The sequence below is a fragment of the Pseudomonas helvetica genome (genome assembly GCF_039908645.1).
In the GTDB taxonomy this organism is placed as follows: domain Bacteria; phylum Pseudomonadota; class Gammaproteobacteria; order Pseudomonadales; family Pseudomonadaceae; genus Aquipseudomonas; species Aquipseudomonas helvetica.
This window is the reverse complement of record NZ_CP150917.1, coordinates 3,342,631-3,366,487: the sequence shown is the minus strand read 5'-3', so window position 1 is coordinate 3,366,487 and position 23,857 is coordinate 3,342,631. Positions and strand designations below refer to the sequence as shown.

Genomic DNA, 23,857 nt, shown 5'->3' with positions numbered 1-23,857 from the left:
GCACAACAACAGCAATTAACAACGACTTGACATCAGGTTGACGCCTGTGTGCACGTCTTGGAGAAGTATCATGAGCGAAGTTGAACGTTATAAACCGTATAAGGGGGCGGCCGCTGGCTGGGGCGCGCTGATTGCTGTGACCAAAAACTGGCTGGGCAGCGAAAACGCGTTCAAGAACATTCGAGCCATGCTCAAGACCAACCAGAACGGCGGCTTCGACTGCCCGGGCTGTGCCTGGGGCGAGTCGCCGGAAAATGGCATGGTCAAGTTCTGCGAGAACGGCGCCAAAGCGGTCAACTGGGAAGCTACCGGCCGCCTGGTCAACCCGGCGTTTTTCAACAAATACACGGTGTCGTCGCTGGCGGCACAAAGTGACTATTGGCTTGAATACCAGGGGCGCCTGACTCACCCCATGCGCTATGACGCCTCTGCTGATCGTTACGTCGAAACCAGCTGGGACGATGCGTTTGCCTTGATCGCCAAACACCTGAAAGGGCTGACGTCGCCGGATCAGGCCGAGTTCTACACCTCCGGTCGGGCCAGCAACGAAGCGGCTTACCTCTATCAGCTATTCGTTCGCGCCTACGGCACCAACAACTTCCCTGACTGTTCGAACATGTGCCACGAGGCGAGCGGCCTGGGCATGGATGACAGCGTCGGCGTGGGCAAAGGCACGGTGACGTTCGATGACCTGGAGGAAGCCGACGCGATTTTCGTCATCGGCCAGAACCCGGGCACTAATCACCCGCGGATGCTTGAGCCTCTGCGCGAAGCGGTGAAGCGGGGCGCGCAGGTGATCTGTTTCAACCCCCTGAAAGAGCGCGGGCTGGAACGCTTCCAGCATCCGCAGCATCCATTGGAAATGCTCACCAACGGCTCCGAACCGACCTCGTCTGCGTACTTTCGTCCGGCATTGGGCGGCGACATGGCGGCGATGCGTGGTATCGCCAAGTTCTTGTTGCAGTGGGAGCGTGAAGCGCTGGCGAACAACAGCGAGGCAGTGTTCGACCGCGCGTTCATCGCCGAGCACACCTCGGGCCTGGAAACCTATCTGGCTGAAGTCGACGCCACGACCTGGGAGCACATCGTCGAGCAGTCCGGCTTGTCGCTGGCGGACATCGAACTGGCGGCCCGCATGTACCGCAGAGCCAAGCGGGTCATCATGTGTTGGGCGATGGGGGTGACCCAGCACACGCACTCAGTGGTGACCGTGCAGGAGATCATCAATGTGCAGTTGTTGCGTGGCAATATCGGTCGCCCGGGTGCAGGGCTGTCGCCGGTACGCGGGCACAGTAACGTGCAGGGCGACCGCACCATGGGCATCAACGAACTGGCACCACCTGAGTTTATTGATGCGCTGGAAGCACGCTTTGCCTTCAAGGCACCGCGCCGACACGGGCATAACACGGTGATGGCGATTGCGGCGATGGAAGACGGACGCTCGAAAGTCTTCATCGGCCTGGGCGGCAACTTTGCTCAGGCAACTCCCGACAGTCCGCGCACTCATGACGCCCTGCGCAAGTGCGACCTCACGGTGCACATTGCCACAAAGCTCAATCGTAGCCATCTGGTCACCGGCCGTGAGGCCTTGATCTTGCCGTGCCTGGGGCGCACCGATATCGACATTCAAGAGGAAGGTCCGCAAGGCGTGACGGTAGAAGACACCTTCAGCATGGTGCACATTTCCCACGGCCAACTGAAACCCAAATCACCGCTGATGCGTTCGGAGCCGGCGATCATTGCCGGGATTGCCAACGCAACCCTGGGTAAGCACCCGATTGACTGGCTCTGGGCGGTCGCCGATTACAGTCGCATCCGTGACCTGATTGCCGACACCATTCCCGGTTTCGAGGATTTCAATAATAAACTGCTGCACCCCGGTGGCTTTCACCTGGGTAACGATGCCGCCAAACGCATCTGGAATACCTCGACTGGCAAAGCGCAGTTTGCTCCCAGCGAATTGCCGGAACACCTGGTCAGCGAAGGCGTGCGTAACCTGGACGTGAAGCCGGATCTGATCCTGCAAACCATGCGCTCCCACGATCAGTACAACACCACCTTGTACGGACTGGATGATCGTTATCGCGGCGTCTACGGCATGCGCGATGTGGTGTTCGTCAACGAGCAGGACATTCGCAAACTGGGTTACGAGCCGGGGCAAAAGGTCGACATGATCTCGCTGTGGGGCGATGGTCGTGAGCGTCGAGTGAGCGGTTTCACCTTGATCGCCTACGACATTCCGCCTGGTCAGGCCGCTGCCTATTACCCGGAAACCAACCCGCTGGTGCCGCTGGAAAGCTACGGCGACCGGACGTTCACGCCGACCTCGAAGTTCATCGCGATTCGCCTTGAACAGGCACAGGCCAGCAACCTGATCCAGTCCTTCGGCGCTTGAGTCTGGCCGGGGTGGCGTGATTACCACCCCGGCCTCACCAGATCATTGGAAATCTGTTCGCTGCGAGCCATGAGGCTCATTGCGGCCGGGCTCTGTGTGCACGTGCATCGGGCCACTATGAGGGTATTGTCATGTTAAATCCGGGAGCGCTCGACCTGGCGCGAATTCAATTCGCGTTTACGGTCTCGTTTCACATCATATTTCCCGCCATCACTATCGGGCTTGCCAGTTTCCTGGCGGTCCTCGAAGGGCTCTGGCTGAAAAGCAACAACTCGGTTTACAAGGACCTGTATCACTTCTGGTCGAAAATCTTTGCCGTCAACTTCGGTATGGGAGTGGTCTCCGGGCTGGTCATGGCCTACGAGTTCGGCACCAACTGGAGCCGGTTCTCTGACTTCGCCGGGAGTATTACCGGGCCATTGCTGACGTATGAGGTGTTGACGGCGTTTTTTCTCGAGGCCGGCTTCCTTGGGGTGATGTTGTTCGGCTGGAACCGGGTAGGGCGAGGGCTGCACTTCTTTGCCACGGTGATGGTCGCCATCGGTACGTTGATCTCGACCTTCTGGATTCTGGCCTCCAACAGCTGGATGCAGACGCCACAGGGGTTCTCGATCGTGGATGGGCGGATCATGCCGATGGACTGGCTGGCCATCGTCTTCAATCCGTCGTTCCCTTTCCGACTGGCGCATATGGCCATCGCTGCGTTTGTGGCTACAGCGTTCTTTGTCGGCTCTTCCGCAGCCTGGCATTTGCTGCGTAAAAATGACACGCCGCAAGTGCGCAAAATGCTTTCGATGGCGTTGTGGATGGCGTTGATCGTGGCGCCGATCCAGGCGGTGGTCGGTGATGCCCATGGTCTGAATACCCTGGAACATCAACCGGCGAAAATTGCCGCCATGGAAGGGCACTGGGAAAACATCGGTAACGAGCCGACGCCGCTAGTGCTGTTCGGTATCCCGGACATGGCGGCCGAGAAGACCCGTTATGCGCTGGAAATCCCTTACCTGGGCAGCCTCATCCTGACTCACAGCCTGGATAAACAGATCCCCGCGCTCAAGAGTTTCCCAAAAGAGGACCGTCCTAACGCGACCATCATCTTCTTCAGCTTTCGGATTATGGCCGGGCTTGGAATGTTGATGATCCTCACCGGTTTGCTGGGTCTTGTTTTACGTCGTAACGAGGCGCTGTACCGCAACCGCCTGTTCCTGCGCCTGGTGTTGTTCATGGGGCCGACCGGTCTTATCGCGATGTTGGCGGGCTGGATCACCACAGAAGTAGGCCGTCAGCCATGGGTCGTCTACGGGCTTCTGCGAACCGCCGATGCGGCTTCCAACCACACGGTCACGCAGCTCAGCGTTTCGCTGGCGTTGTTTGTGTTGATCTACTTCTCGGTGTTCGCGGTGGGCATCGGCTACATGATGAAGCTGGTACGCAAAGGCCCGCAGCCACATCACGAGCATCCGCCTCAAGGCGGTCTGGACCAGGAGCGCACGCCACGCCGCCCCCTGTCCGCCATCTCCGAGACGTTCGCGTCCGGCGATCACGTCAACTGAGCAAGGGGATAGATCATGGGTATTCAAGGTATAGATCTGTCGTTGATCTGGGGCGTCATCATTGCCTTCGGGGTGATGATGTACGTGATCATGGACGGCTTCGATCTGGGGTTGGGCATCCTGTTCCCGCTGATCCCGGACAGGCAGGAACGCGATGTGATGATGAACACCGTCGCGCCGGTCTGGGACGGTAACGAAACCTGGCTGATACTCGGCGGGGCGGCACTTTACGGTGCGTTTCCGTTGGCTTACTCGGTGATTCTGGAGGCGTTGTATCTGCCGCTGATTTTCATGCTGGCCGGGTTGATATTTCGCGGTGTGGCGTTTGAATTCCGCTTCAAGGCCAGTCCTGAAAAACGTCACATCTGGGACATGGCCTTTATCGGCGGCTCGCTCCTGGCAACGTTTTGCCAAGGCATCGTGATTGGCGCCTATATCGCTGGAATTCCGGTGGTCAATAGGCAGTTTGCAGGCGGCACCCTGGACTGGCTGTCAGCCTTTCCACTGTTCTGCGGTTTCGGGTTGATCGTCGCCTACGCGCTGCTCGGCAGTACCTGGTTGCTGGTCAAGACCGAAGGCATGCTTGAATCACGCATGCGTCACTACACTCGGCCGCTGGCGTTCACCCTCACGGCGGTCGTGGCGGTGCTCTGTGTCTGGACACCGATGCTGCATCCGGAGATTGCGATTCGCTGGTTCACGCACGCGCATACCGTGGTCTTTGGCGGGTTGTTGATCCTCGGAGTGCTGGCGCTATTCGGGTTGCTCAGATCGTTACGCCACTATCACTCGCACTGGCCATTTGTGTTCACGTTGGCGCTGGTTTTCCTGGGGTATATCGGTCTGGCCTTCAGCATCTGGCCGAATATCGTACCGCCCTCCATCAGCCTGTGGGAGGCCGCATCGCCGCCTTCAAGCCAGCTGTTCATCTTGATCGGCACGTTGTTCATTCTGCCAATCATCCTGATGTACACCTGCTGGAGCTACTACGTGTTCCGCGGAAAAGTGAGGATCGGCGATGGCTACCATTGAAAGCAAAAGCGCTCTGACGAGTGAAGAGTCGGTCACGCAAAACCAATCCTCCCCTTGGTATCGACGGGTTCTTTGGTTGATCGCTATCTGGTTCGGCAGTGTGATTGCGCTGGGGGCAGTGGCGAGCTTGTTCCGGCTGATGATGCATATGGCCGGAATGACCACTCATTGATGACTGGTTTCATACGATAAAGGCCCGGCGCGATCTTTCGCGCCGGGCCTTTTTTTACCAATGGCCTAAGGCTCGCGATCAGCGAGCTCTTCGAGCAGGTCTGCTGACGGAACGAAGAACAAGCCTCCGGTGACCGCCGTGCTGAAATCGAGCAACCGGTCATAGTTGCCCGCGGGTCTGCCGACAAACATGTTCTCGAGCATCTGCTCGATCGGTTCTGGGGAGCGCGCATAGCCGATGAAGTAGGTACCGAACTCGCCTGCGCCTGGCCGACCGAACGGCATGTTATCGCGCAGGATTTTCACTTCCTGTCCGTCCTTGGTGATGGTCGTCAAGGAGCTGTGCGAACAGCTCGGTTTGACCGAGTCATCGAGTTCGATATCGGAGAGTTTTTTGCGTCCGATAATGCGTTCCTGAGCCTCGACGGATAACTCGTTCCACGCGCTCATCTTGTGCAGGTATTTCTGTACCAGCACATAGCTGCCACCGCTATACGACGGGTCTTCATCACCAATGATCGTGAAGTCGACAGCATGGCGACCGACCGGGTTTTCGGTGCCGTCGACAAAACCGACCATGCTGCGCATGTCGAAATAACGGAAACCCTGAACTTCATCAACGACCGAGACTGCATCGCCAAGCGCTGAGAGCAATTGCGTCGCCAATTCGAAACAGAGGTCCATTTGATCCGCACGAATGTGCAGCAAAATGTCGCCCGGCGTTGCGACGGCTCGACGTCCCTCTACACCGAACTCGCGGAATGGATGCAAAGAGGCGGGACGCGGGCTGCCGAACAAGGTATCCCAGGCACTGGAACCGATGCCGCAGACACACGACAAATTGCCCGAGGGAGCACGTTTACCGACCGATCGCGTGAGGGCCGCGACGTCTGCGCACCAGGCCCGCACTTTAGCGGCAGATTCATTCCCAGGCGCTAGTGTGGCGACGATGAAAATCGCGCTGCTGGTAATGGGACTACAGACAGATTGAGGATCAGGCGTTTGATTATCCATTGGCATCAGTTTTGTCATTGATAATTCCACATGCGGCGCAGCGGGAGTGAAAGACAGTAGCAGGTAATGGTTTCAAAACAGCAATCGACGTGGACGAGCAGTCCATGCGGCGTACCTCACTCATCGTGGCTTTCATGGAAAACGTTAACTTGAGCGTAACGGTTCGCCGCTCATCTTGATTGATGCCTCCCTCCGTTAGCTCCTAAGGTAACTCCACAAAAGCGAACCCGTGGAGTGAGCATGACAACAACAATATCCCCCGACTCGCGCTGGACGCGGCGGCGCAGTGAAAAACAGCGTCGCCTGGAGCAGGTGCGGGGTCTCGCCGATGGCGTGGTGTTGCCCACCGACAAGATCGTTGCGGCGCTGGAGGCATTGATTCTGCCTGGCGACCGCGTGGTGCTGGAGGGCAACAACCAGAAGCAGGCGGACTTTCTTTCCCGTTCCCTGGCCAAGGCCGATCCGGCCAAGCTGCATGACCTGCACATGATCATGCCCAGCGTCGGCCGCTCCGAGCACCTGGACCTGTTCGAACGCGGCATCGCGCGTAAGCTCGATTTCTCCTTCGCCGGCACCCAAAGTCTGCGCATCAGCCAGTTGCTTGAAGATGGTCTGCTGGAAATCGGCGCGATCCATACCTACATCGAGCTCTACGCCCGACTGGTGGTGGACCTGATTCCGAATGTGGTGCTCTCGGCCGGTTTCATGGCCGACCGTGCCGGCAATATCTACACCGGGCCGAGCACCGAGGACACTCCGGCGCTGATCGAGCCGGCGGCCTTCAGCGACGGCATTGTGATCGTCCAGGTCAACCAGTTGGTGGACGACGTCAGCGAGTTGCCCCGCGTGGACATCCCCGCGTCCTGGGTGGATTTCGTGGTGGTGGCCGACAAGCCGTTCTACATCGAACCGTTGTTCACCCGTGACCCTCGGCACATCAAACCCGTGCATGTGCTGATGGCGATGATGGCGATCCGCGGGATTTATGAGAAACACAACGTTCAGTCGCTCAACCACGGTATCGGTTTCAACACTGCCGCCATCGAATTGATCTTGCCGACCTACGGCGAATCGCTTGGACTCAAGGGCAAGATCTGCCGCAACTGGACCCTTAACCCGCACCCGACGCTGATTCCGGCCATCGAAAGTGGCTGGGTCGAAAGCGTGCATTGCTTCGGCACCGAACTGGGGATGGAGAATTACATCGCCGCGCGCCCGGACGTGTTTTTCACTGGTCGCGACGGCTCCCTGCGTTCCAATCGAATGTTCTGCCAACTGGCCGGGCAGTACGCGGTGGACCTGTTTATCGGTGCAACCTTGCAGGTGGACGGCGACGGCCATTCTTCCACCGTGACCCGTGGACGCCTGGCCGGTTTTGGCGGCGCGCCGAACATGGGCCACGACCCGCGTGGTCGCCGCCACGGTACCCCGGCCTGGCTCGACATGCGCCACGACGATGCCCCCGAAGCGCTGCTCGAACGTGGCAAGAAGCTGGTGGTGCAAATGGTCGAGACTTTCCAGGAGGGCGGCAAACCGACTTTCGTTGAAACCCTCGATGCGGTTGAAGTGGCGAAGAAAAGCGGCATGCCGCTGGCGCCGATCATGATCTACGGCGACGACGTCACTCACCTGCTCACCGAAGAAGGCATCGCCTATTTGTACAAGGCGCGCTCCCTGGAAGAACGCCAGGCAATGATCGCGGCTGTGGCCGGGGTCACCGCCATCGGCCTGCGCCATAACCCCAAAGACACTGCGCGGATGCGCCGCGAGGGCCTGATCGCCTTGCCCGAAGACCTCGGCATCCGCCGCACCGACGCCACCCGCGAATTGCTGGCGGCGAAAAGCGTCGCCGATCTGGTGGAGTGGTCGGGTGGCTTGTACAACCCGCCCGCCAAATTCAGGAGCTGGTAATGCACGCACTCAATCTGCAACCCAAACGCCTGACCCTGGCCGAACGGCTGGCGGACCTGGCGGTAGACGCGCTGATCGACGAAGCCGACCTGTCACCCAAACCGGCGCTGGTCGATCGTCGCGGCAACGGTGCCCACAGCGATTTGCACCTGGGGCTGATGCACGCTTCGGCACTGTCGCTGTGGCCGGCCTTCAAGGACATGGCGCAAGCAGCTATCACGTTTGGCGAAGTCGGTCTGCCGCTGCGCGAGGCCCTCGGGCAAATCGGTCGCGACGGTGAACAAACGATGCTGGCCACCACCGATGGCGTGAACACCCATCGCGGAGCGATCTGGGCCTTGGGCCTGTTGGTCGCGGCCGCCGCGCTGGAACCTGAATCCTGTGGTGCCAGCGCGGTCACTGTGCGCGCCGCGCGTCTGGCTTTACTCGAGGATCGCCATGCGCCACGGCCGTTCAGCCACGGCGCTCAAGTAGCACAACGTTACGGGGCGCGAGGCGCTCGGGAAGAGGCACAACTAGGCTTTCCGGCCGTGATGCAATTCGGCTTGCCGCAACTCCAACGTAGCCGCGCCAATGGCAGCGGCGAACAGAACGCCCGGCTCGATGCCTTGCTGGCGATCATGAGCACGCTCGCCGATACCTGCGTGCTTTACCGCGCAGGCGAACAGGGGCTGCAAACGATGCAACTCGGCGCCCGCTCGGTGCTCGAGGCGGGCGGCAGCGCCAGCCTGGCCGGTCGTCGCCGGTTGCATGAGCTGGACCAACAATTAATTGCGTTGAATGCCTCGCCGGGCGGCGCTGCGGATTTGCTTGCAGCCTGTCTGTTTATCGACCGCATCTCAGCCCGCGACGGCGTCATCCAGGGAGCTTTCTGATGGAAACCTTATCCTTTGAATTCCCCGCCGGGCAGCCGGCGCGGGGCAGGGCGCTGGTCGGCTGTGTCGGCTCGGGCGATCTTGAAGTGCTGCTCGAACCGGGACAGGCCGGCACCCTGACGATCCAGGTGCAGACCTCGGTCAATGGCAGCCAACAGCGCTGGCAGCATGTGTTCGCACGGATGTTCGATGGCCAGACACCGCCGGCGATGACCATCGACATTCATGATTTCGGGGCCACGCCAGGCGTGGTGCGCTTGCGTCTGGAACAAGGTTTCGAGGAGATTGGCCATGAGTGACAGTGCAGCGCTGCTCAACAAACACAGCTTCGTCGAACTCGGTGCCCGGCAACGCGCCAAGGCCTTGCTCGACGCCGGGACCTTCCGTGAATTGCTCGACCCGTTCCAGCGTGTCATGTCGCCATGGCTGTCGCGTCAGGGCGTGGTGCCGCAAGCCGATGACGGTGTGGTCATCGCCAAGGGCAGCATCGGCGGTTTGCCAGTGGTGATCGCCGCCATCGAAGGCGCCTTTCAGGGCGGCAGCCTGGGTGAAGTCGGCGGGGCGAAAATTGCCGGCGCGCTGGAACTGGCAGCCGAGGACAACCGCAAGGGCATCGCCACCCGCGCCGTGCTGTTGCTGGAAACCGGTGGCGTGCGTTTGCAGGAAGCCAACCTCGGGCTGGCAGCGATTGCCGATATTCACGCGGCGATTGTCGATCTGCGCCAGTACCAGCCGGTGATCGGTGTGGTGGCCGGCAGCGTTGGTTGTTTTGGCGGTATGTCGATTGCCGCCGGGTTGTGCAGTTATCTGCTGGTTACTCAGGAAGCGCGACTTGGCCTTAATGGTCCGCAGGTGATCGAACAGGAAGCCGGGATCGAGGAATACGACTCACGCGACCGTCCGTTCATCTGGAGCCTGACCGGCGGCGAGCAACGGTTCGCCAGTGGACTGGTGGATCGGTATGTCGCCGATGACGTGGCGCAGATTCAGCAACAGGTCAGCGAGTTGTTGCAGCAGGGGTTACCCGCTAAACAGCGCAGTCGCCAGGCGGATCTTTTCCTGCAACGCCTCGCGCGCCTGGACGCGGTGCCACAAATCGAGCCGGTGACGGTTCGCGATCTGTACCAAGGAGCGCACTCATGAGCAGTTATTCCCTGAGAGGTTTGCACTGGTTTGACGCCTTGAGTGCCGGCGCCACCGTCGTCGACGGATTGCCCGCTTCGTTGAAAGTCGCCGATGGCGTGCTGCGCGAGCAGCCCGTGCGGTTTATCGCGGTGGTGGCCGATCCGCAGAACCGCTTTGTCCGCGCCCGTCACGGCGAGGTCGGTTTGTTGGAGGGCTGGGGTCTGGCCAAAGCGGTGGATGAAGTCATTGAAGCCGATCGCGCCAAACCGCAAAAACGCGCATTGATCGCCATCGTCGATGTGCCGAGCCAGGCCTACGGTCGTCGCGAAGAAGCCTTGGGCATCCACCAGGCGCTGGCCGCTGCTGCGGACAGTTATGCCCGTGCACGACTGGCCGGGCATGCGGTGATTGGTTTGCTGGTGGGCAAGGCGATGTCCGGGGCGTTTCTGGCCCACGGTTATCAGGCCAACCGGCTGATTGCCTTGCGTGATCCTGGAGTAATGGTTCACGCCATGGGCAAGGTCTCGGCTGCGCGGGTCACCTTGCGCAGCGTTGAGGAGCTCGAAGTGCTGGCCGCCAGCGTGCCGCCGATGGCCTATGACATCGACAGCTATGCCAGCCTCGGCTTGCTTTGGGAAACCCTGACGGTGGAGCAAATCGAGCAGCCGACCGCGAGCGATCTGGCGCGGGTCAGCGACTGTTTACGCCAGGCCATTGGCGACGTTGAAAGCACCGGGGCTGATTTGAGCTCGCGTCTGGGGGCGGCCAATCGTGCGGCGTCAAGCAAGGTTCGCCAACTGTTGCGTGAGCAATGGTGAACGCGTTTCTGGCCCATGACCTGCTCTGGGGACTGACCCCGGAGCAGTTGCCAACGGACGCGCCGCAATGGGTTATCGAGGTGACACGCAAAGGTCAGCCGGTCGTGGTTCGACGCGCCTTGAGTGCCGAAGATCAGATTGCGGTGGGTGTGCGTGGACCGTTGCGCGAGCAACGTTATGCCACGTGGATGGCGGTCGAGGCGATCCGGCAGCGGATTCGACCGGAAGATCTTTGCCATGTCGAGGGTGATCGCGATCTGCCGGCCTTGCAGGCCCTGGTGCAATTGCGACCGATGCTCGATGCCTGCGGTTGGGTCTGGGGCGTCAGTGGCAGCGCCGGGTTTGAATTGGCCTGTGGTGTGACGGCCTTGCATGAGCGCAGCGATCTCGACTTGATCCTGCGTACGCCGCAACCGTTGGATCGGGTTCAGGCTCGGGAACTGCTGACGTGGCTGGACGCCGCTGCGTGCCCGGTGGATATGCAATTGCAAACGCCACTGGGCGCGGTTGCCTTGCGCGAATGGGCCGGTCCGGCACAGCGGGTGCTGCTCAAAAATGCCCACGAAGCACGGCTGGTGACCGACCCTTGGTATCCACAGGAGCAAATGGCGTGAGCAGCCTGTTGGTGTTTCCCGGCCAGGGCGCGCAGCAGCCGGGCATGCTCCATCGTTTGCCCAAGGCGACCGTGATCGAGGCGAGCGAGGTGCTGGGCGAAGATGTTTTGCTACTCGATTCCACCCAGGCGCTGAAGTCGACCCGTGCGGTTCAGTTGTGTCTGCTGATCGCGGGAACCGCGGCGGCGCGCAGCTTGTTGCAGCAGGGATGTACTGCGGATTACGTGGCCGGGTTATCCATCGGCGCGTACCCGGCGGCGGTGGTGGCGGGTGCGTTGCGTTTCAGCGATGCGCTGCATCTGGTCAGCCTGCGGGGTGAGTTGATGCAACAGACCTGGCCGCAGGGCTACGGCATGACCGCGATCATCGGTCTGGACCTCGCGACCGTGGAAGGCTTGCTGGCGCAGGTTCACAGCAGCGAGACGCCGGTTTACCTGGCCAATATCAATGCCGATAACCAACTGGTGATTGCCGGCAGTGATGCGGCGATGAACGCTGTCGCTGAATTGGCCAAAGGCTGTGGCGCAGGGTTGGCTAAACGGCTGGCGGTCAGCGTGCCGTCGCATTGCCCACTGCTCGATGAGCCCGCGCAGGTACTGGCCGAGGCGTTTGCCAAAGTGCCATTGAAGCTACCGACAATCGGCTACCTGAGTGGCAGCCGCGCCCGGCCGATCCGTTCGGTCGAGGCGTTGCGCGAGGACCTGGCGTTCAACATGTGCCGGGTGGTGGACTGGCGCGGCACCGTACAAAGCGCCTACGAGCGTGGCGTGCGGTTGCACATCGAACTGCCGCCCGGCGCGGTGCTGACAGGATTGGCCCGACGGGTGTTTGAACAAGGCACGGTGATCGCCTTCGACGGTGCGCGCCTGGACACGTTGCAAGCGCTGCTGCGTGAGGAGGGACGTCGCCAACCCTAGACACCGCTCACGCTGCGAAGGACAAAAACAATAACTTCGACGATGCACTTTGAGGATAACAACAATGATTATTTACGGTGTGGCGCTGCTGGCGATCTGTACGCTGGCAGGGGTGATCATGGGTGACATGCTCGGCGTGTTGCTGGGCGTCAAGTCCAATGTCGGCGGGGTCGGTATCGCGATGATCCTGCTGATTTTCGCGAAGCTGTGGATGCACAAGCGCGGCGGCATGACCAAGGATTGCGAGTTGGGTGTCGGCTTCTGGGGCGCCATGTACATTCCGGTGGTGGTGGCCATGGCTGCACAACAGAACGTTGTCGCCGCCTTGCACGGCGGCCCGGTGGCGGTGTTGGCGGCCATCGGTTCAGTGGTGATCTGTGGTTGCACTATCGCCCTGATCAGCCGGACCCACAAAGGCGAGCCGTTGCCGGATGAACCGGTCGACAGTCTCTCGATCACGGCTCCAGCGGGAGGTCGCTGATATGTGGAATCTCATGGAAGCGGGTCTGAAACATAACGATCTGGTCACCGCGTTCGCATTCGTCGGGGTGATCATGTGGATCTCCGTCGTGCTCTCCAAACGCCTGACGTTCGGACGGATTCACGGCTCGGCGATTGCCATCGTCATCGGCCTGGTGCTGGCCTGGGTCGGCGGCACGCTCACCGGTGGGCAGAAAGGCCTGGCGGACGTCGCGGTGTTTTCCGGCATCGGCCTGATGGGAGGCGCCATGCTGCGGGACTTTGCGATCGTCGCCACGGCGTTCGAGGTGCAGGCCACCGAAGCACGCAAGGCCGGGCTGATCGGCGCGCTCGCGCTGCTGCTGGGTACCGTGCTGCCGTTTATTGTCGGGGCGAGCATCGCCTGGATGTTCGGCTATCGCGATGCGGTGAGCATGACCACCATTGGCGCCGGTGCGGTGACCTACATCGTTGGCCCGGTGACGGGCGCGGCGATTGGCGCCAGTTCCGACGTGGTCGCGCTATCGATTGCCACCGGCTTGATCAAGGCGATTCTGGTGATGGTCGGCACGCCGATGGCCGCGCGATGGATGGGGCTTGATAACCCGCGCTCGGCGATGGTCTTCGGTGGGTTGGCCGGCACCGTCAGCGGTGTGACGGCGGGCCTGGCGGCGACGGATCGGCGGTTGGTGCCTTATGGGGCGCTGACGGCGACCTTTCATACTGGGCTGGGCTGCCTGCTGGGGCCGTCGTTGCTGTACTTCATCGTTCGCGGGATTGTCGGCTAGGTTGAGGATTTGACTCGCCTGTGATGCCGTCATCGCGGGCAAGCCTTGCTCCTACTGGTTTTGCGTAAGCCGCAGGATTTTGGCGCGACATATGACCCGTAGGAGCAAGGCTTGCCCGCGATGGGCTCGCCTCGGTTTCAGGCCTGCCGATTGGCATACATCCGACACTCCGCCAACAACGCCAGCAGGTTCGGGTCGCGTTCCTTGGCTTTCAGAAACACCACCCCAATGTGCTGCTGCAACCGATAGCGCTCCTGCAACGGGATCAGCTTCACCCGGTTCTCGTACACCGCCGCAATCCGCCCTGGCAGCAGCGCATAGCCAACCCCGGAGCTGACCATGCTCAGCAGGGTGAAGATGTCGTTGACCTGCATCGCCACCTTGGGCTCGAACCCCGCCTGCTTGAACACCCGGATACTGTCCTGATGCGTGGCGAAGCCCTGGGTCAGGGTAATGAAGGTCTCGTTGCGCACTTCGGCGAGATCGACTTCAACCCGTTGGGCAAATGGTGAATCGGCCGGTGTGGCGAGGAAGATGTCGTCGGAAAACAGTGGGATCTGCTCGCAGTCCGGGTCGTTGACACTGTCGTCCAGGGATACCAGGATCGCGTCGACTTCCATGTTCTTGAGCTTGTACAGCAGGTCGATGTTCGAACCGAGGATCAGGTCGATATTGAGTTCGCTGCGGCGGATCTTCAGGCCCATGATCAGTTGCGGCACAGTCTTGACCGTCAGCGAATACAGCGAGCCGAGCTTGAAGCGTTCGGCCGAAAACCCCGCGGCTTCGCGGGTCAGGCGCACGCTTTCGAGCACATCCTGAATCAGCTTCTGCGCCCGCTCTTCGAGTACATAGGCGCTTTCCAGCGGCGTCAGGTTACGCCCTTCATGCTTGAACAGCGGGCAGCGCAATGCGCTTTCCAGCGAGTGAATGGCCCGGTGCACGCTGACGTTGCTGGTCTGCAGTTCGGCCGCCGCACGGGCCAGGTTGCCGGTGCGCATGAACGCCAGGAACACTTCCAGCTTTTTCAGGGTCAGTTCTTCGTCGATCAGCATGGCCATCACTCTTTTTCAGTCCGCTGATTATGCCCATGCGCTGTTGCGTTGTCCGATGTGCGGTTGCGTTCCTGTCAGGTCGGTGTTGACCGTCGTAACCTGCGACTTGAAGCGCTCATTCAACCGAATAATGTGATGAGTGCTTTTATGCGTCATCAGCAGGCACTTCGGTTCCATGCGCAGCCATAGTGTGCATTTGTGTGCGCATTAATGGTGCAAGGATGAAATTTGATGTACGGGTCTGAAGGTTTGGTATTACAAAGCTCATAAAAAAGAGTGGGTAAAAATTTCCCGTTTACAGGGCAATAAAGTCAACTTATTTACCCAATGCACCGATTTTGTTCGCGCCAGAGTTGTGCAAACGATAAGTGCAATAAACGTTTCAGCGTGTTACGAGAAAAACACCGTATAAATGAACGTAAATGTCGCCTCAATATCATTGTTGGGGCTTTTTCCGATTTTTAGCGGCCCTGGCGTTGCGTGGGCACAGCCCTTGCAAAAGCACTTTCAAACCACCGGAAGTGTGGTTTTTGCGAAAAAAGGAAACTGGGGGCGTTACAAGTAGGAGCGCCAGTAAGCTAATCCGGAAACGGCCAGATCTCTGACGCCAGAATGCGTCAAGACGCTGTCGGAATCGTGAGCTTCCAGCTTCATAAAGGGACAGGAAGTTCACGGTGCACACTGAGGTGCTTTACAGAAACAGTACTCACTAAAACAACGTAAGGCTTCATCTATTGGAATGACAAAGTTATAAAAAAATGCCGGCTGTATCGCGGCAAGGAGTGGGGTATGTCCCGAGCTTTTTTTAATGAAATGTATGATGCGAGTGGTGGCTGCCGGCCACATTACCAGGAGTTTGCGCGCTGGTTGGCGGACACGCCCCTGGAGCTGCTGGATCAGCGTCGTCGCGAAGCCGACCTGCTGTTCCATCGAGCCGGCATCACCTTCACGTTATATGGGGACGAGCAGGGCACCGAGCGGTTGATTCCGTTCGACATCATTCCACGCAGCATCAAGGCCAGCGAATGGCAGATGGTCGAGCGTGGCTGCATTCAGCGGGTCCAGGCCTTGAACATGTTCCTGGCCGATATCTATCACGGGCAACGGATTCTCAAGGAGGGCATTATTCCGGCCGAACAGGTGTTGGCCAACGAGGGTTATCAGGTCGCCATGCAGGGCCTGAATCTGCACCGCGGTATCTATGCGCACATCTCCGGGGTCGATCTGGTGCGCGATGGCGACGGCAGTTACTACGTACTCGAAGACAATCTGCGCACGCCCAGCGGCGTCAGCTACATGCTCGAAGACCGCAAGATGATGATGCGCCTGTTTCCCGAACTCTTCGCCGCCCAGCGTGTGGCGCCCATCGACCACTACCCGAACCTGCTGTTGGACACCCTCAAGAGCTCCAGCCCCCTGGACAACCCGACGACCGTGGTACTGACCCCGGGCCGCTTCAACAGCGCTTACTTCGAACACGCGTTCCTGGCCCGTGAAATGGGTGTGGAACTGGTTGAAGGCGCCGATCTGTTCGTTCGCGACGATCATGTCTACATGCGCACCACCGCCGGCCCGAAACAGGTGGATGTGATTTATCGGCGCCTCGACGATGCGTTTCTCGACCCGCTGTCCTTCAATCCGGACTCCATGCTGGGCGTGCCCGGGCTGGTGACGGTTCATCGCGCAGGGAACGTGATCCTCGCCAATGCCATAGGCACCGGCGTGGCGGATGACAAGTCGATCTACCCGTATGTCGGTGACATGATCCGCTTCTACCTCGCCGAGGAACCGATCCTCAAGAACGTACCGACCTGGCAGTGTCGCAAACCGGAAGAGCTGTCCCACGTGCTGGCCAATCTTCCCGAACTGGTGGTCAAGGAGACCCAAGGTTCCGGTGGCTACGGGATGCTGGTCGGCCCGGCGGCCACAGCGGCGGAAATCGAGGACTTCCGCGCGCGTCTCAAGGCACGTCCCGAAGCGTATATCGCCCAGCCGACGCTGTGCCTGTCCACGTGTCCGACCTTTGTCGAAAGCGGCATCGCCCCACGCCACATCGACCTGCGCCCGTTTGTGCTGTCGGGCCGTGAAACCCGCCTGGTGCCCGGCGGCCTGACCCGCGTGGCATTGCGCGAAGGCTCGCTGGTGGTGAACTCGTCCCAGGGCGGCGGCACCAAAGACACTTGGGTAGTGGAGGACTAAGACATGCTTTCAAGAACCGCTTCGGACCTCTACTGGATGTCCCGTTATCTGGAGCGCGCCGAAAACCTGGCGCGCATGCTCGAAGTCAGTTACTCGCTGTCGCTGATGCCCCAGGCGGGGCGCACCGATGGCCATGCCGAGCTGTCGATGTCGCTGTTGGCCGCCGGCACGCTGGACGACTACAACCAGCGCTACGGCGAACTCAACACCGAACGCATGCTGCATTTTTTTGCGCTGGATGAAACCAACCCCGGCAGTATCTATTGCTGCCTGCAAGCGGCGCGGGCCAATGCCCACGCGGTACGTGGACGGATCACCGCCGACATGTGGGAGAACATCAACGCCACCTGGCTGGAGATGCGCAACATCGCCCGCAATGGCCTGGGTCGTTATGGCATCAGCCATTTCTGCGAATGGGTCAAGGAGCGTTCGCACCTGTTCCGCGGGGCAACCTCCGGCACCATCATGCGTAACGATGCCTACTGCTTCATTCGACTGGGCACCTTCCTCGAACGCGCCGACAACACCCTGCGCCTGCTGGATGCGCGCTACGAAATGTACGGCGAGGAGTCGGAGGAGGTGAGCGACAACTCGGCCCGCGGCTACTACCAATGGAGCGCCTTGCTCCGCGCCTTGTCGTCTTTCGAGGCGTTCAACGAGCTCTACCGCAATGCGCCGAACGCCGAGCAGGTCTCCGAGATGCTGCTGTTGCGCGCCGCGGTTCCGCGTTCGCTGCACGCCTGCATCGAGGAACTGGACCAGATCCTCGCCAGCCTGCCAGGCAGTAACGGGCGGGCGGCCCAGCGGCTGGCCGCCGAACTGAATGCGCGGCTGCGCTACACCGGGATCGACGAGATTCTCGGTTTCGGTCTACACCTCTGGCTGACTGATTTCATCTCCCAGGTTCGCCATCTCGGCCAGACCGTCCACGAATCCTATCTGGAGGTCGTATGAAACTGTCCATACGCCACGACACCACCTACAGCTACACCGACGAAGTCTGCACCAGCATCCAGTTCCTGCGTTTGACGCCCAAGAACACCGAGCGCCAGCACATTCTGGAATGGCACCTGGAACTGCCGCGCCTGGTACGTAGCCAGCTCGACCCTTACGGCAACATCCTGCACGTATTGACGATGGATGAGCCCCACGGCGCCCTCGTGCTAACCGCCTATGGTGAGGTTGAAATCGACCAGATGCTGGAGGTGGAGCACGACAGTCAGTCGCCGTTGCCGTTCTTGCGCACCAGCCATCTGACCAAGGCTGACGACGCCCTCAATGCCTTTGCCATACAGCGGTGCGGCACGCGGCGTGATCGCGGGGCGTTGATTGACTTGATGCATGGCCTCGCCGAACACATGGTCTACAGCCCGGGCGCTACAGCGGTGGACACCACCGCAGCCGAAGCCTTTGCCGCCGGCGTCGGGGTCTGCCAGGACCATACCCATGCCTTCCTGGCCTGCGCTCGCAGCCTGGGCATTCCTGCGCGCTACGTCTCCGGTTATCTGTGCACAGAAGATGAAAGCCATTTGGCCAGCCATGCCTGGGCCGAAGCCTGGCTCGACGATGGTTGGTACAGCTTCGACGTCACCAACCGATTGGCGCGACCCGAGCGCCATCTGAAACTGGCGGTGGGCCTCGAGTACCTTGACGCTTGCCCGGTGCGCGGCATGCGTCGCGGGGGAGGGGCCGAGCACATGCTCGCGCGGGTCCAGGTGTCGTCCCAGTTGCAGGTTCAGCACCAATAAAACTCGTTCGCACCGTCACCATAACCGGCTATACCGTCACCATGACGGTATGGCCGCTCATCATTCAGATCTTCGGCCAGCCACGCCCGCACCCGCGCCTTTCTTGGTCGGGTGCTGTGAGCCCGAGCATCCCTAATGTGTGAGACCTGCCATGTTCAAATTTTCTGCCCATGAGTATCCCTACGCCTCACAGCGCCAAAGTGTTTTCGCAAAACGCGGCATGGTCGCGGCCTCGCAGCCGTTGGCTGCCGAAGCCGGTATCGAGATCATGCGGCGTGGTGGCAACGCCATTGACGCCGCGATTGCCACCGCAGCAGCGTTGACCGTGGTCGAGCCGACCGGTTGCGGTATCGGTGGCGACGCCTTTGCACTGGTCTGGACTCAGAACAAACTGCATGGTTTGAGCGCCAATGGCGGCGCCCCGCAGGCCCTGAGCATTGAAGCGGTGAGAGCCGCCGGCCACAAAAAAATGCCATTGCATGGATGGACACCCGTGACAGTTCCAGGCTGCCCGTCGGCCTGGGCTGAGCTGTCCAAACGGTTCGGTCGTCTGCCCTTTGCCGATGTGTTGCAGCCAGCCATCAGTTTGGCAGGCGACGGCTTTCCGGTTTCGCCAGTGGTTGCTCTTCAATGGCAAACCGCGTTGGAGAACTTCACCCCGAGCCGCAACGAAGTGCTCGATAGCTGGTTCGAAACCTTTTTGATTGACGGACGAGCGCCCCGCGCCGGCGAGATGTTTTACAACCCGGCCCAGGCGCGGACCTTGACGGAACTCGCGGCCACAGGTTGCGAAAGCTTTTATCGTGGGGCGCTGGCGCAACGGTTGGACGCCCATTCCAGGGCGACCGGCGGGTATTTGCGCGCCAGTGATTTACAAGGTTACCGCGCCCAATGGGTCGAGCCGATCAAGGTCAATTATCGAGGCTATGACGTCTGGGAGATTCCGCCGAGCGGCCAGGGCCTCGTGGCCTTGATGGCCTTGAAGATTCTCGAGGGTTTCGACTTCGATCACCGCGACAGTCAGCAGACCTGGCACCGTCAGCTTGAGGCCATGAAACTCGCTTACAGCGACGGCCTGCATTACATCACTGACCCGCAGCACATGCGGGTCGCGGTGGAGGATTTACTCAGCGAAAACTATGTTGCCCATCGTCGGGCACAGATCGGTGAGCAGGCGATGGCCCCACAACCGGGTGATCCTCACGCCAGCGGCACGGTGTACCTGGCCACCGCCGATGCCGAAGGCAACATGGTTTCGTTCATCCAGAGCAACTACCACGGCTTTGGCTCCGGTGTGGTATTGCCCGACAGCGGCATCGCCCTGCAAAACCGCGGTGAAGAGTTCAGCCTTGATCCGGCGCACTCGAACTGCCTGGCGCCCGGCAAGAAAACCTTCCACACCATTATCCCGGGGTTTCTCAGCAAGGACGGTGTGGCGATGGGCCCCTTTGGCGTGATGGGCGGCTACATGCAGCCCCAAGGGCACGTGCAGATGGTCATGAACCTGGTGGATTTTGGCCTCAACCCGCAAGCGGCGCTGGATGCACCGCGCTGGCAGTGGCTGGGCGGGCTGCAGGTCGGCATCGAGCAGGACGCTTCGCGGGACATGGCTGCAGCGTTGGCGCGCCGGGGGCATCAAGTGCAGGTGGCCTGCGACCGGACCCGTTATGGGCGTGGACAAATCATCCTGCGCGATCCTGAAACGGGCGTGTTATGTGGCGGAACCGAGCCGCGAACGGACTCGCATATCGCTGTTTTTTGAGGGCAGGTTAGTGATGCGGGTTCTGTGTCCTTGCCTGCCTTTCTGGTCCGGGTAACGGTCTCCAAACGACCTTGCGCCAGAGCAATCAGCCGGCCGGCTCGGCCGTACAACTCATTTCGGCGGAGCCTGGTTTTTGGAAAAGGACCACGTTGTCGTTTTGCCAGAAGCTGTAGTTGCCCTGGAAATCCTTGCCCGTGTATTGGGTTCCCGAGTCACTCGGCACCTGGCTCAGGGTGATCGAAGTATTCGCCCATTTCAGGTACACGACACCCGGTTGCGTGCTGAAGAAGGTGGCGGTAATCAGCGTGTTAAACCCCGTACAACGAATAGCCAGGGGGCCTTCGGTGAGCCGGTCTGGATCCTTGGTTCTCACAATTGCCGAGCCTTGGCGCAACTGGTGCGCGCGTTCGGCATAACTGCGGATCGTGCACGCCTTGGGCGCAGGCGCGGAGGCGCACTGATTACGGGACTTGATCCAGAACTGCTGGTCGATCATGACGGTGTCTGGAGGCGGTACTGAATGCTCATCCGTGAGCGCCAGGCGATAGAGACGCGTCAGTTCAATATCCATCTGTGCCAGTTGCGGATCGCGACAGATCGCCTTTTCGATGGATGCCCTAGCCTGGGCGCAGTCGAAACTGGTCTTGAAGATTGGCGAAGGAGGGGCCGCGTTCACACAGGTGCTTGTCGCCGCACACACGCTGGCAGCGAGCAGACAGGTGAAAAGGGTGGTGACCGTTTTCATGTTGGTTTCACCCGGATCATGAGGTGATGCCACGGATCGCCGTGGGACCTGTCGATCCGTTGAACAGTCGTATTGGGTGTATCGCAGTGTAAGGCAGTGCTCAGAACTTGCCATACCGTCCGGATGCACTTTTATAAAGCGGCATGCATAACCATTTGCAGCAGTGGGAGACAGCGCAATGAACTTTCGATTCCATTCGCTCAAGCGTCGTCGACCGTTGCAGGGTTGCCCTGCAACATAGAGTCTCCCACATCGCATTTGATAACCCGCCGTCAGCGGGTCAACAGCACTTCGGCCCAGCCTTGCCACCGTAACGAGCCTCCTGGCGTTCCCGGAAGAACGCCTCGTAGCTCATCACCGGTTTGTCCGGGTGTTGGGTTTGCATATGCTCGACGTAGGTGTCGTAGTCGGGCATGCCGACCATCAGGCGCGCGGCCTGACCGAGGTATTTACCGAGGCGACTCAGGTCATTGAACATGCTTGCAACCCTCGATTACGCTTCTGGAATCGCCTGGAATGGCGATTCTTTATCCGTGCGTTCTTTGCTGCCCCAGGCGGAAATACCGACCTTGATCGCATAGAACAGGATGCTGAAAACCACGAACAGGAACAGCGCCGTCAGCGTTGCGTTGGTGTAGGCGTTGTAGATCACGTGCTGCATCTGCGTGATGTCCTTGGCCGGTGCGAGGATCTGACCGTTGGCCAGGGCATCGCTGTATTTCTTCGCCAGCGACAGGAAGCCGATCGCCGGGTTGGCGTCGAACAGCTTGATGAAGCCTGCGGTGGTGGTGCAGATCAGCAGCCAGGCGGCTGGCAACAAGGTCACCCAGATGTAGCGTTGGCGTTTCATTTTGATCAGCACCACCGTGCCGAGCATCAGCGCGATACCGGCCAGCATCTGGTTGGAGATACCGAACAGCGGCCACAAGGTGTTGATGCCACCCAACGGGTCGATCACGCCTTGGTACAGCAGATAACCCCACATTGCCACGCAACCGGCGGTCGCGATCAGGTTGGCGGTCCAGGACTCGGTGCGTTTAAGCGCCGGAACGAAGGAGCCAAGCAAATCCTGCAGCATGAAACGCCCGGCACGGGTGCCGGCGTCGACCGCCGTCAGGATGAACAGCGCTTCGAACAGGATCGCGAAGTGGTACCAGAACGCCATGGTGTTTTCACCCGGCAGAACGCTGTGCAGGATCTGCGCGATACCGACCGCCAGGGTCGGCGCACCGCCGGCACGGGCCAGCACGGTGGTTTCACCGATGTCCCTGGCCACTGCTTGCAGGGCTTCCGGGGTAATCATAAAGCCCCAGCTGCTGACAGTCTGAGCCACCTGTACCACGTCACCGCCGACGATCGCCGCCGGACTGTTCATGGCGAAGTAGACGCCCGGTTCGATCACCGAAGCCGCCACCATCGCCATGATCGCCACGAAGGACTCCATCAGCATGCCGCCGTAACCGATGTAACGGGCATGACCTTCACTGGCCAACAGTTTCGGGGTGGTCCCGGAAGCGATCAGCGCATGGAAACCCGAGACTGCACCGCAGGCAATGGTGATGAACAGGAACGGAAACAACCCGCCTTTCCAGACCGGCCCGGTGCCGTCGATAAACTGGGTCAGCGCCGGCATTTTCAGCTCGGGCATGGTAATCAGGATGCCGATTGCCAGCGCCATGATGGTGCCGATCTTGAGGAAGGTCGACAGGTAGTCACGCGGCGCCAGGATCAGCCAGACCGGCATTACTGCCGCGACGAAACCGTAGCCGATCAGCATCCAGGTGATCTGGATCCCGGTGAAGGAGAAGGCCTTGGCCCAGACCGGATCAGCAGCAATCTGCCCGCCCAGCCAGATCGAGCCGAGCAACAGCAGCACGCCGACAACGGAAATCTCACCGATGCGGCCCGGGCGGATGTAGCGCATGTACACGCCCATGAACATCGCAATCGGGATGGTCGCCATCACCGTGAACATGCCCCACGGGCTATCAGCCAGGGCCTTGACCACGATCAGCGCCAGCACCGCGAGGATGATGATCATGATCAGGAAGCAGCCGAACAGCGCGATAGTGCCAGGGACACGGCCCATTTCTTCACGGACCATGTCGCCCAGGGAGCGACCGTTGCGGCGGGTCGACATGAACAGGACCATGAAGTCCTGAACGGCACCGGCCAATACCACGCCGGCGATCAGCCAGAGCGTGCCGGGCAAATAGCCCATCTGCGCCGCCAACACCGGACCGACTAACGGACCAGCACCCGCGATGGCCGCGAAGTGGTGACCGAAAAGAATGTGTTTGTTGGTGGGTACGTAGTCCAGACCATCGTTGTTGACGACGGCGGGGGTGGCTCGACCGGGATCGAGCTGCATCACCTTATTGGCAATAAACAGGCTGTAATAGCGGTATGCGACAAGATAGATAGCGACTGCTGCGACTACGATCCAGAGGGCGTTGATGGCTTCGCCGCGGCGCAGGGCCACGACACTCAGCGCAAAAGCTCCCAGGACAGCCACGGCAAACCAGGCGAGGTGTTTAGCCAGACGGGTCATTGCGTGTCTCCTGCCGACAGCCAGTGGACTGCGGCGGTAATTTTTATAATTGTCTCCGCTATGCGGAGCTGGCCCAATATCCACGCATGCCGTCCACAAATAAATCCGCACGACTACGTACGCACAAT

At 60.2% G+C, this 23,857-nt stretch carries 22 protein-coding genes; 17 read left to right on the top strand and 5 right to left on the bottom strand.

Annotation, left to right across the window (positions count from 1 at the left end):
• Positions 1-70 precede the first annotated feature (70 nt).
• The 4 genes from AABM55_RS15365 (at position 71) to AABM55_RS15350 (ending at position 5,152) form a co-directional block, all read left to right on the top strand.
• Entirely contained in the window at positions 71-2,395 is a 2,325-nt protein-coding gene (locus AABM55_RS15365) for an FdhF/YdeP family oxidoreductase (RefSeq protein WP_347926799.1), read from the top strand.
• A 131-nt stretch (positions 2,396-2,526) separates the two neighbouring features.
• A complete protein-coding gene (locus AABM55_RS15360; RefSeq protein ID WP_054597433.1) occupies positions 2,527-3,948 on the top strand; it encodes a cytochrome ubiquinol oxidase subunit I in 1,422 nt (473 codons plus the stop codon).
• A 15-nt stretch (positions 3,949-3,963) separates the two neighbouring features.
• On the top strand, positions 3,964-4,980 hold the full coding sequence (cydB, locus tag AABM55_RS15355; RefSeq protein WP_054597432.1) for a cytochrome d ubiquinol oxidase subunit II: 1,017 nt from the start codon (positions 3,964-3,966) through the stop codon (positions 4,978-4,980).
• Complete coding sequence (locus AABM55_RS15350) at positions 4,967-5,152, top strand: DUF2474 domain-containing protein (RefSeq protein ID WP_347926798.1); 186 nt, start codon at positions 4,967-4,969, stop codon at positions 5,150-5,152. Before cydB ends, AABM55_RS15350 begins: the two co-directional genes overlap by 14 nt.
• A gap of 65 nt (positions 5,153-5,217) precedes the next feature.
• Here AABM55_RS15350 and AABM55_RS15345 read toward each other — a convergent pair whose 3' ends face one another.
• Positions 5,218-6,171: a Dyp-type peroxidase gene (locus AABM55_RS15345; protein WP_347930040.1), complete on the bottom strand. Its 954-nt coding sequence runs from the start codon at positions 6,169-6,171 to the stop codon at positions 5,218-5,220.
• Positions 6,172-6,405: 234 nt separating this feature from the next.
• Between AABM55_RS15345 and mdcA the strand changes: the two genes are divergently transcribed.
• From mdcA to madM, 9 genes are all read left to right on the top strand, one after another.
• Complete coding sequence (gene mdcA, locus AABM55_RS15340; protein ID WP_054597429.1) at positions 6,406-8,076, top strand: malonate decarboxylase subunit alpha; 1,671 nt, start codon at positions 6,406-6,408, stop codon at positions 8,074-8,076.
• The gene (locus AABM55_RS15335; RefSeq protein WP_347926796.1) at positions 8,076-8,951 is read left to right on the top strand and encodes a triphosphoribosyl-dephospho-CoA synthase; all 876 of its coding nucleotides are present in this window, start codon (positions 8,076-8,078) and stop codon (positions 8,949-8,951) included. Before mdcA ends, AABM55_RS15335 begins: the two co-directional genes overlap by 1 nt.
• On the top strand, positions 8,951-9,250 hold the full coding sequence (locus AABM55_RS15330) for a malonate decarboxylase subunit delta (protein ID WP_103318509.1): 300 nt from the start codon (positions 8,951-8,953) through the stop codon (positions 9,248-9,250). Before AABM55_RS15335 ends, AABM55_RS15330 begins: the two co-directional genes overlap by 1 nt.
• Complete coding sequence (locus tag AABM55_RS15325) at positions 9,243-10,094, top strand: biotin-independent malonate decarboxylase subunit beta (RefSeq protein ID WP_347926794.1); 852 nt, start codon at positions 9,243-9,245, stop codon at positions 10,092-10,094. The genes AABM55_RS15330 and AABM55_RS15325 overlap by 8 nt, the downstream gene beginning before the upstream one ends.
• Positions 10,091-10,894, top strand: a complete 804-nt coding sequence (gene mdcE / locus AABM55_RS15320; RefSeq protein WP_054597425.1) for a biotin-independent malonate decarboxylase subunit gamma — start codon at positions 10,091-10,093, stop codon at positions 10,892-10,894. The genes AABM55_RS15325 and mdcE overlap by 4 nt, the downstream gene beginning before the upstream one ends.
• Positions 10,888-11,508 (top strand): malonate decarboxylase holo-ACP synthase, encoded by a 621-nt coding sequence (locus AABM55_RS15315; protein WP_347926792.1) that lies wholly within the window; start codon positions 10,888-10,890, stop codon positions 11,506-11,508. Before mdcE ends, AABM55_RS15315 begins: the two co-directional genes overlap by 7 nt.
• Positions 11,505-12,425, top strand: a complete 921-nt coding sequence (gene mdcH, locus AABM55_RS15310; RefSeq protein ID WP_347926790.1) for a malonate decarboxylase subunit epsilon — start codon at positions 11,505-11,507, stop codon at positions 12,423-12,425. Before AABM55_RS15315 ends, mdcH begins: the two co-directional genes overlap by 4 nt.
• Before the next feature lie 64 nt (positions 12,426-12,489).
• Positions 12,490-12,906, top strand: coding sequence for a malonate transporter subunit MadL (gene madL / locus AABM55_RS15305; RefSeq protein WP_347926789.1), 417 nt, complete (start codon positions 12,490-12,492; stop codon positions 12,904-12,906).
• A 1-nt stretch (position 12,907) separates the two neighbouring features.
• Entirely contained in the window at positions 12,908-13,672 is a 765-nt protein-coding gene (gene madM / locus AABM55_RS15300; RefSeq protein ID WP_019690474.1) for a malonate transporter subunit MadM, read from the top strand.
• A 137-nt stretch (positions 13,673-13,809) separates the two neighbouring features.
• Here the strand turns inward: madM and AABM55_RS15295 are convergent, their stop codons facing one another.
• Positions 13,810-14,724, bottom strand: a complete 915-nt coding sequence (locus AABM55_RS15295; protein ID WP_347926786.1) for a LysR substrate-binding domain-containing protein — start codon at positions 14,722-14,724, stop codon at positions 13,810-13,812.
• Positions 14,725-15,513: 789 nt separating this feature from the next.
• Here AABM55_RS15295 and AABM55_RS15290 point away from each other — a divergent pair.
• The 4 genes from AABM55_RS15290 (at position 15,514) to AABM55_RS15275 (ending at position 20,433) form a co-directional block, all read left to right on the top strand.
• Complete coding sequence (locus AABM55_RS15290; RefSeq protein ID WP_347926784.1) at positions 15,514-16,923, top strand: circularly permuted type 2 ATP-grasp protein; 1,410 nt, start codon at positions 15,514-15,516, stop codon at positions 16,921-16,923.
• A 3-nt stretch (positions 16,924-16,926) separates the two neighbouring features.
• Entirely contained in the window at positions 16,927-17,877 is a 951-nt protein-coding gene (locus tag AABM55_RS15285) for an alpha-E domain-containing protein (protein WP_054597419.1), read from the top strand.
• Positions 17,874-18,671, top strand: a complete 798-nt coding sequence (locus tag AABM55_RS15280) for a transglutaminase family protein (RefSeq protein ID WP_347926783.1) — start codon at positions 17,874-17,876, stop codon at positions 18,669-18,671. The genes AABM55_RS15285 and AABM55_RS15280 overlap by 4 nt, the downstream gene beginning before the upstream one ends.
• Before the next feature lie 151 nt (positions 18,672-18,822).
• Positions 18,823-20,433: a gamma-glutamyltransferase family protein gene (locus AABM55_RS15275; RefSeq protein ID WP_347926781.1), complete on the top strand. Its 1,611-nt coding sequence runs from the start codon at positions 18,823-18,825 to the stop codon at positions 20,431-20,433.
• Between the two features lie 85 nt (positions 20,434-20,518).
• Here AABM55_RS15275 and AABM55_RS15270 read toward each other — a convergent pair whose 3' ends face one another.
• The 3 genes from AABM55_RS15270 to AABM55_RS15260 all read right to left on the bottom strand — a co-directional run bounded on the left by AABM55_RS15270 (position 20,519) and on the right by AABM55_RS15260 (position 23,729).
• The gene (locus tag AABM55_RS15270; protein WP_347926780.1) at positions 20,519-21,178 is read right to left on the bottom strand and encodes an MliC family protein; all 660 of its coding nucleotides are present in this window, start codon (positions 21,176-21,178) and stop codon (positions 20,519-20,521) included.
• 280 nt (positions 21,179-21,458) lie between these two features.
• Complete coding sequence (locus tag AABM55_RS15265) at positions 21,459-21,656, bottom strand: YbdD/YjiX family protein (protein ID WP_347926778.1); 198 nt, start codon at positions 21,654-21,656, stop codon at positions 21,459-21,461.
• A gap of 15 nt (positions 21,657-21,671) precedes the next feature.
• Positions 21,672-23,729: a carbon starvation CstA family protein gene (locus AABM55_RS15260; RefSeq protein WP_347926777.1), complete on the bottom strand. Its 2,058-nt coding sequence runs from the start codon at positions 23,727-23,729 to the stop codon at positions 21,672-21,674.
• Positions 23,730-23,857: the final 128 nt, after the last annotated feature.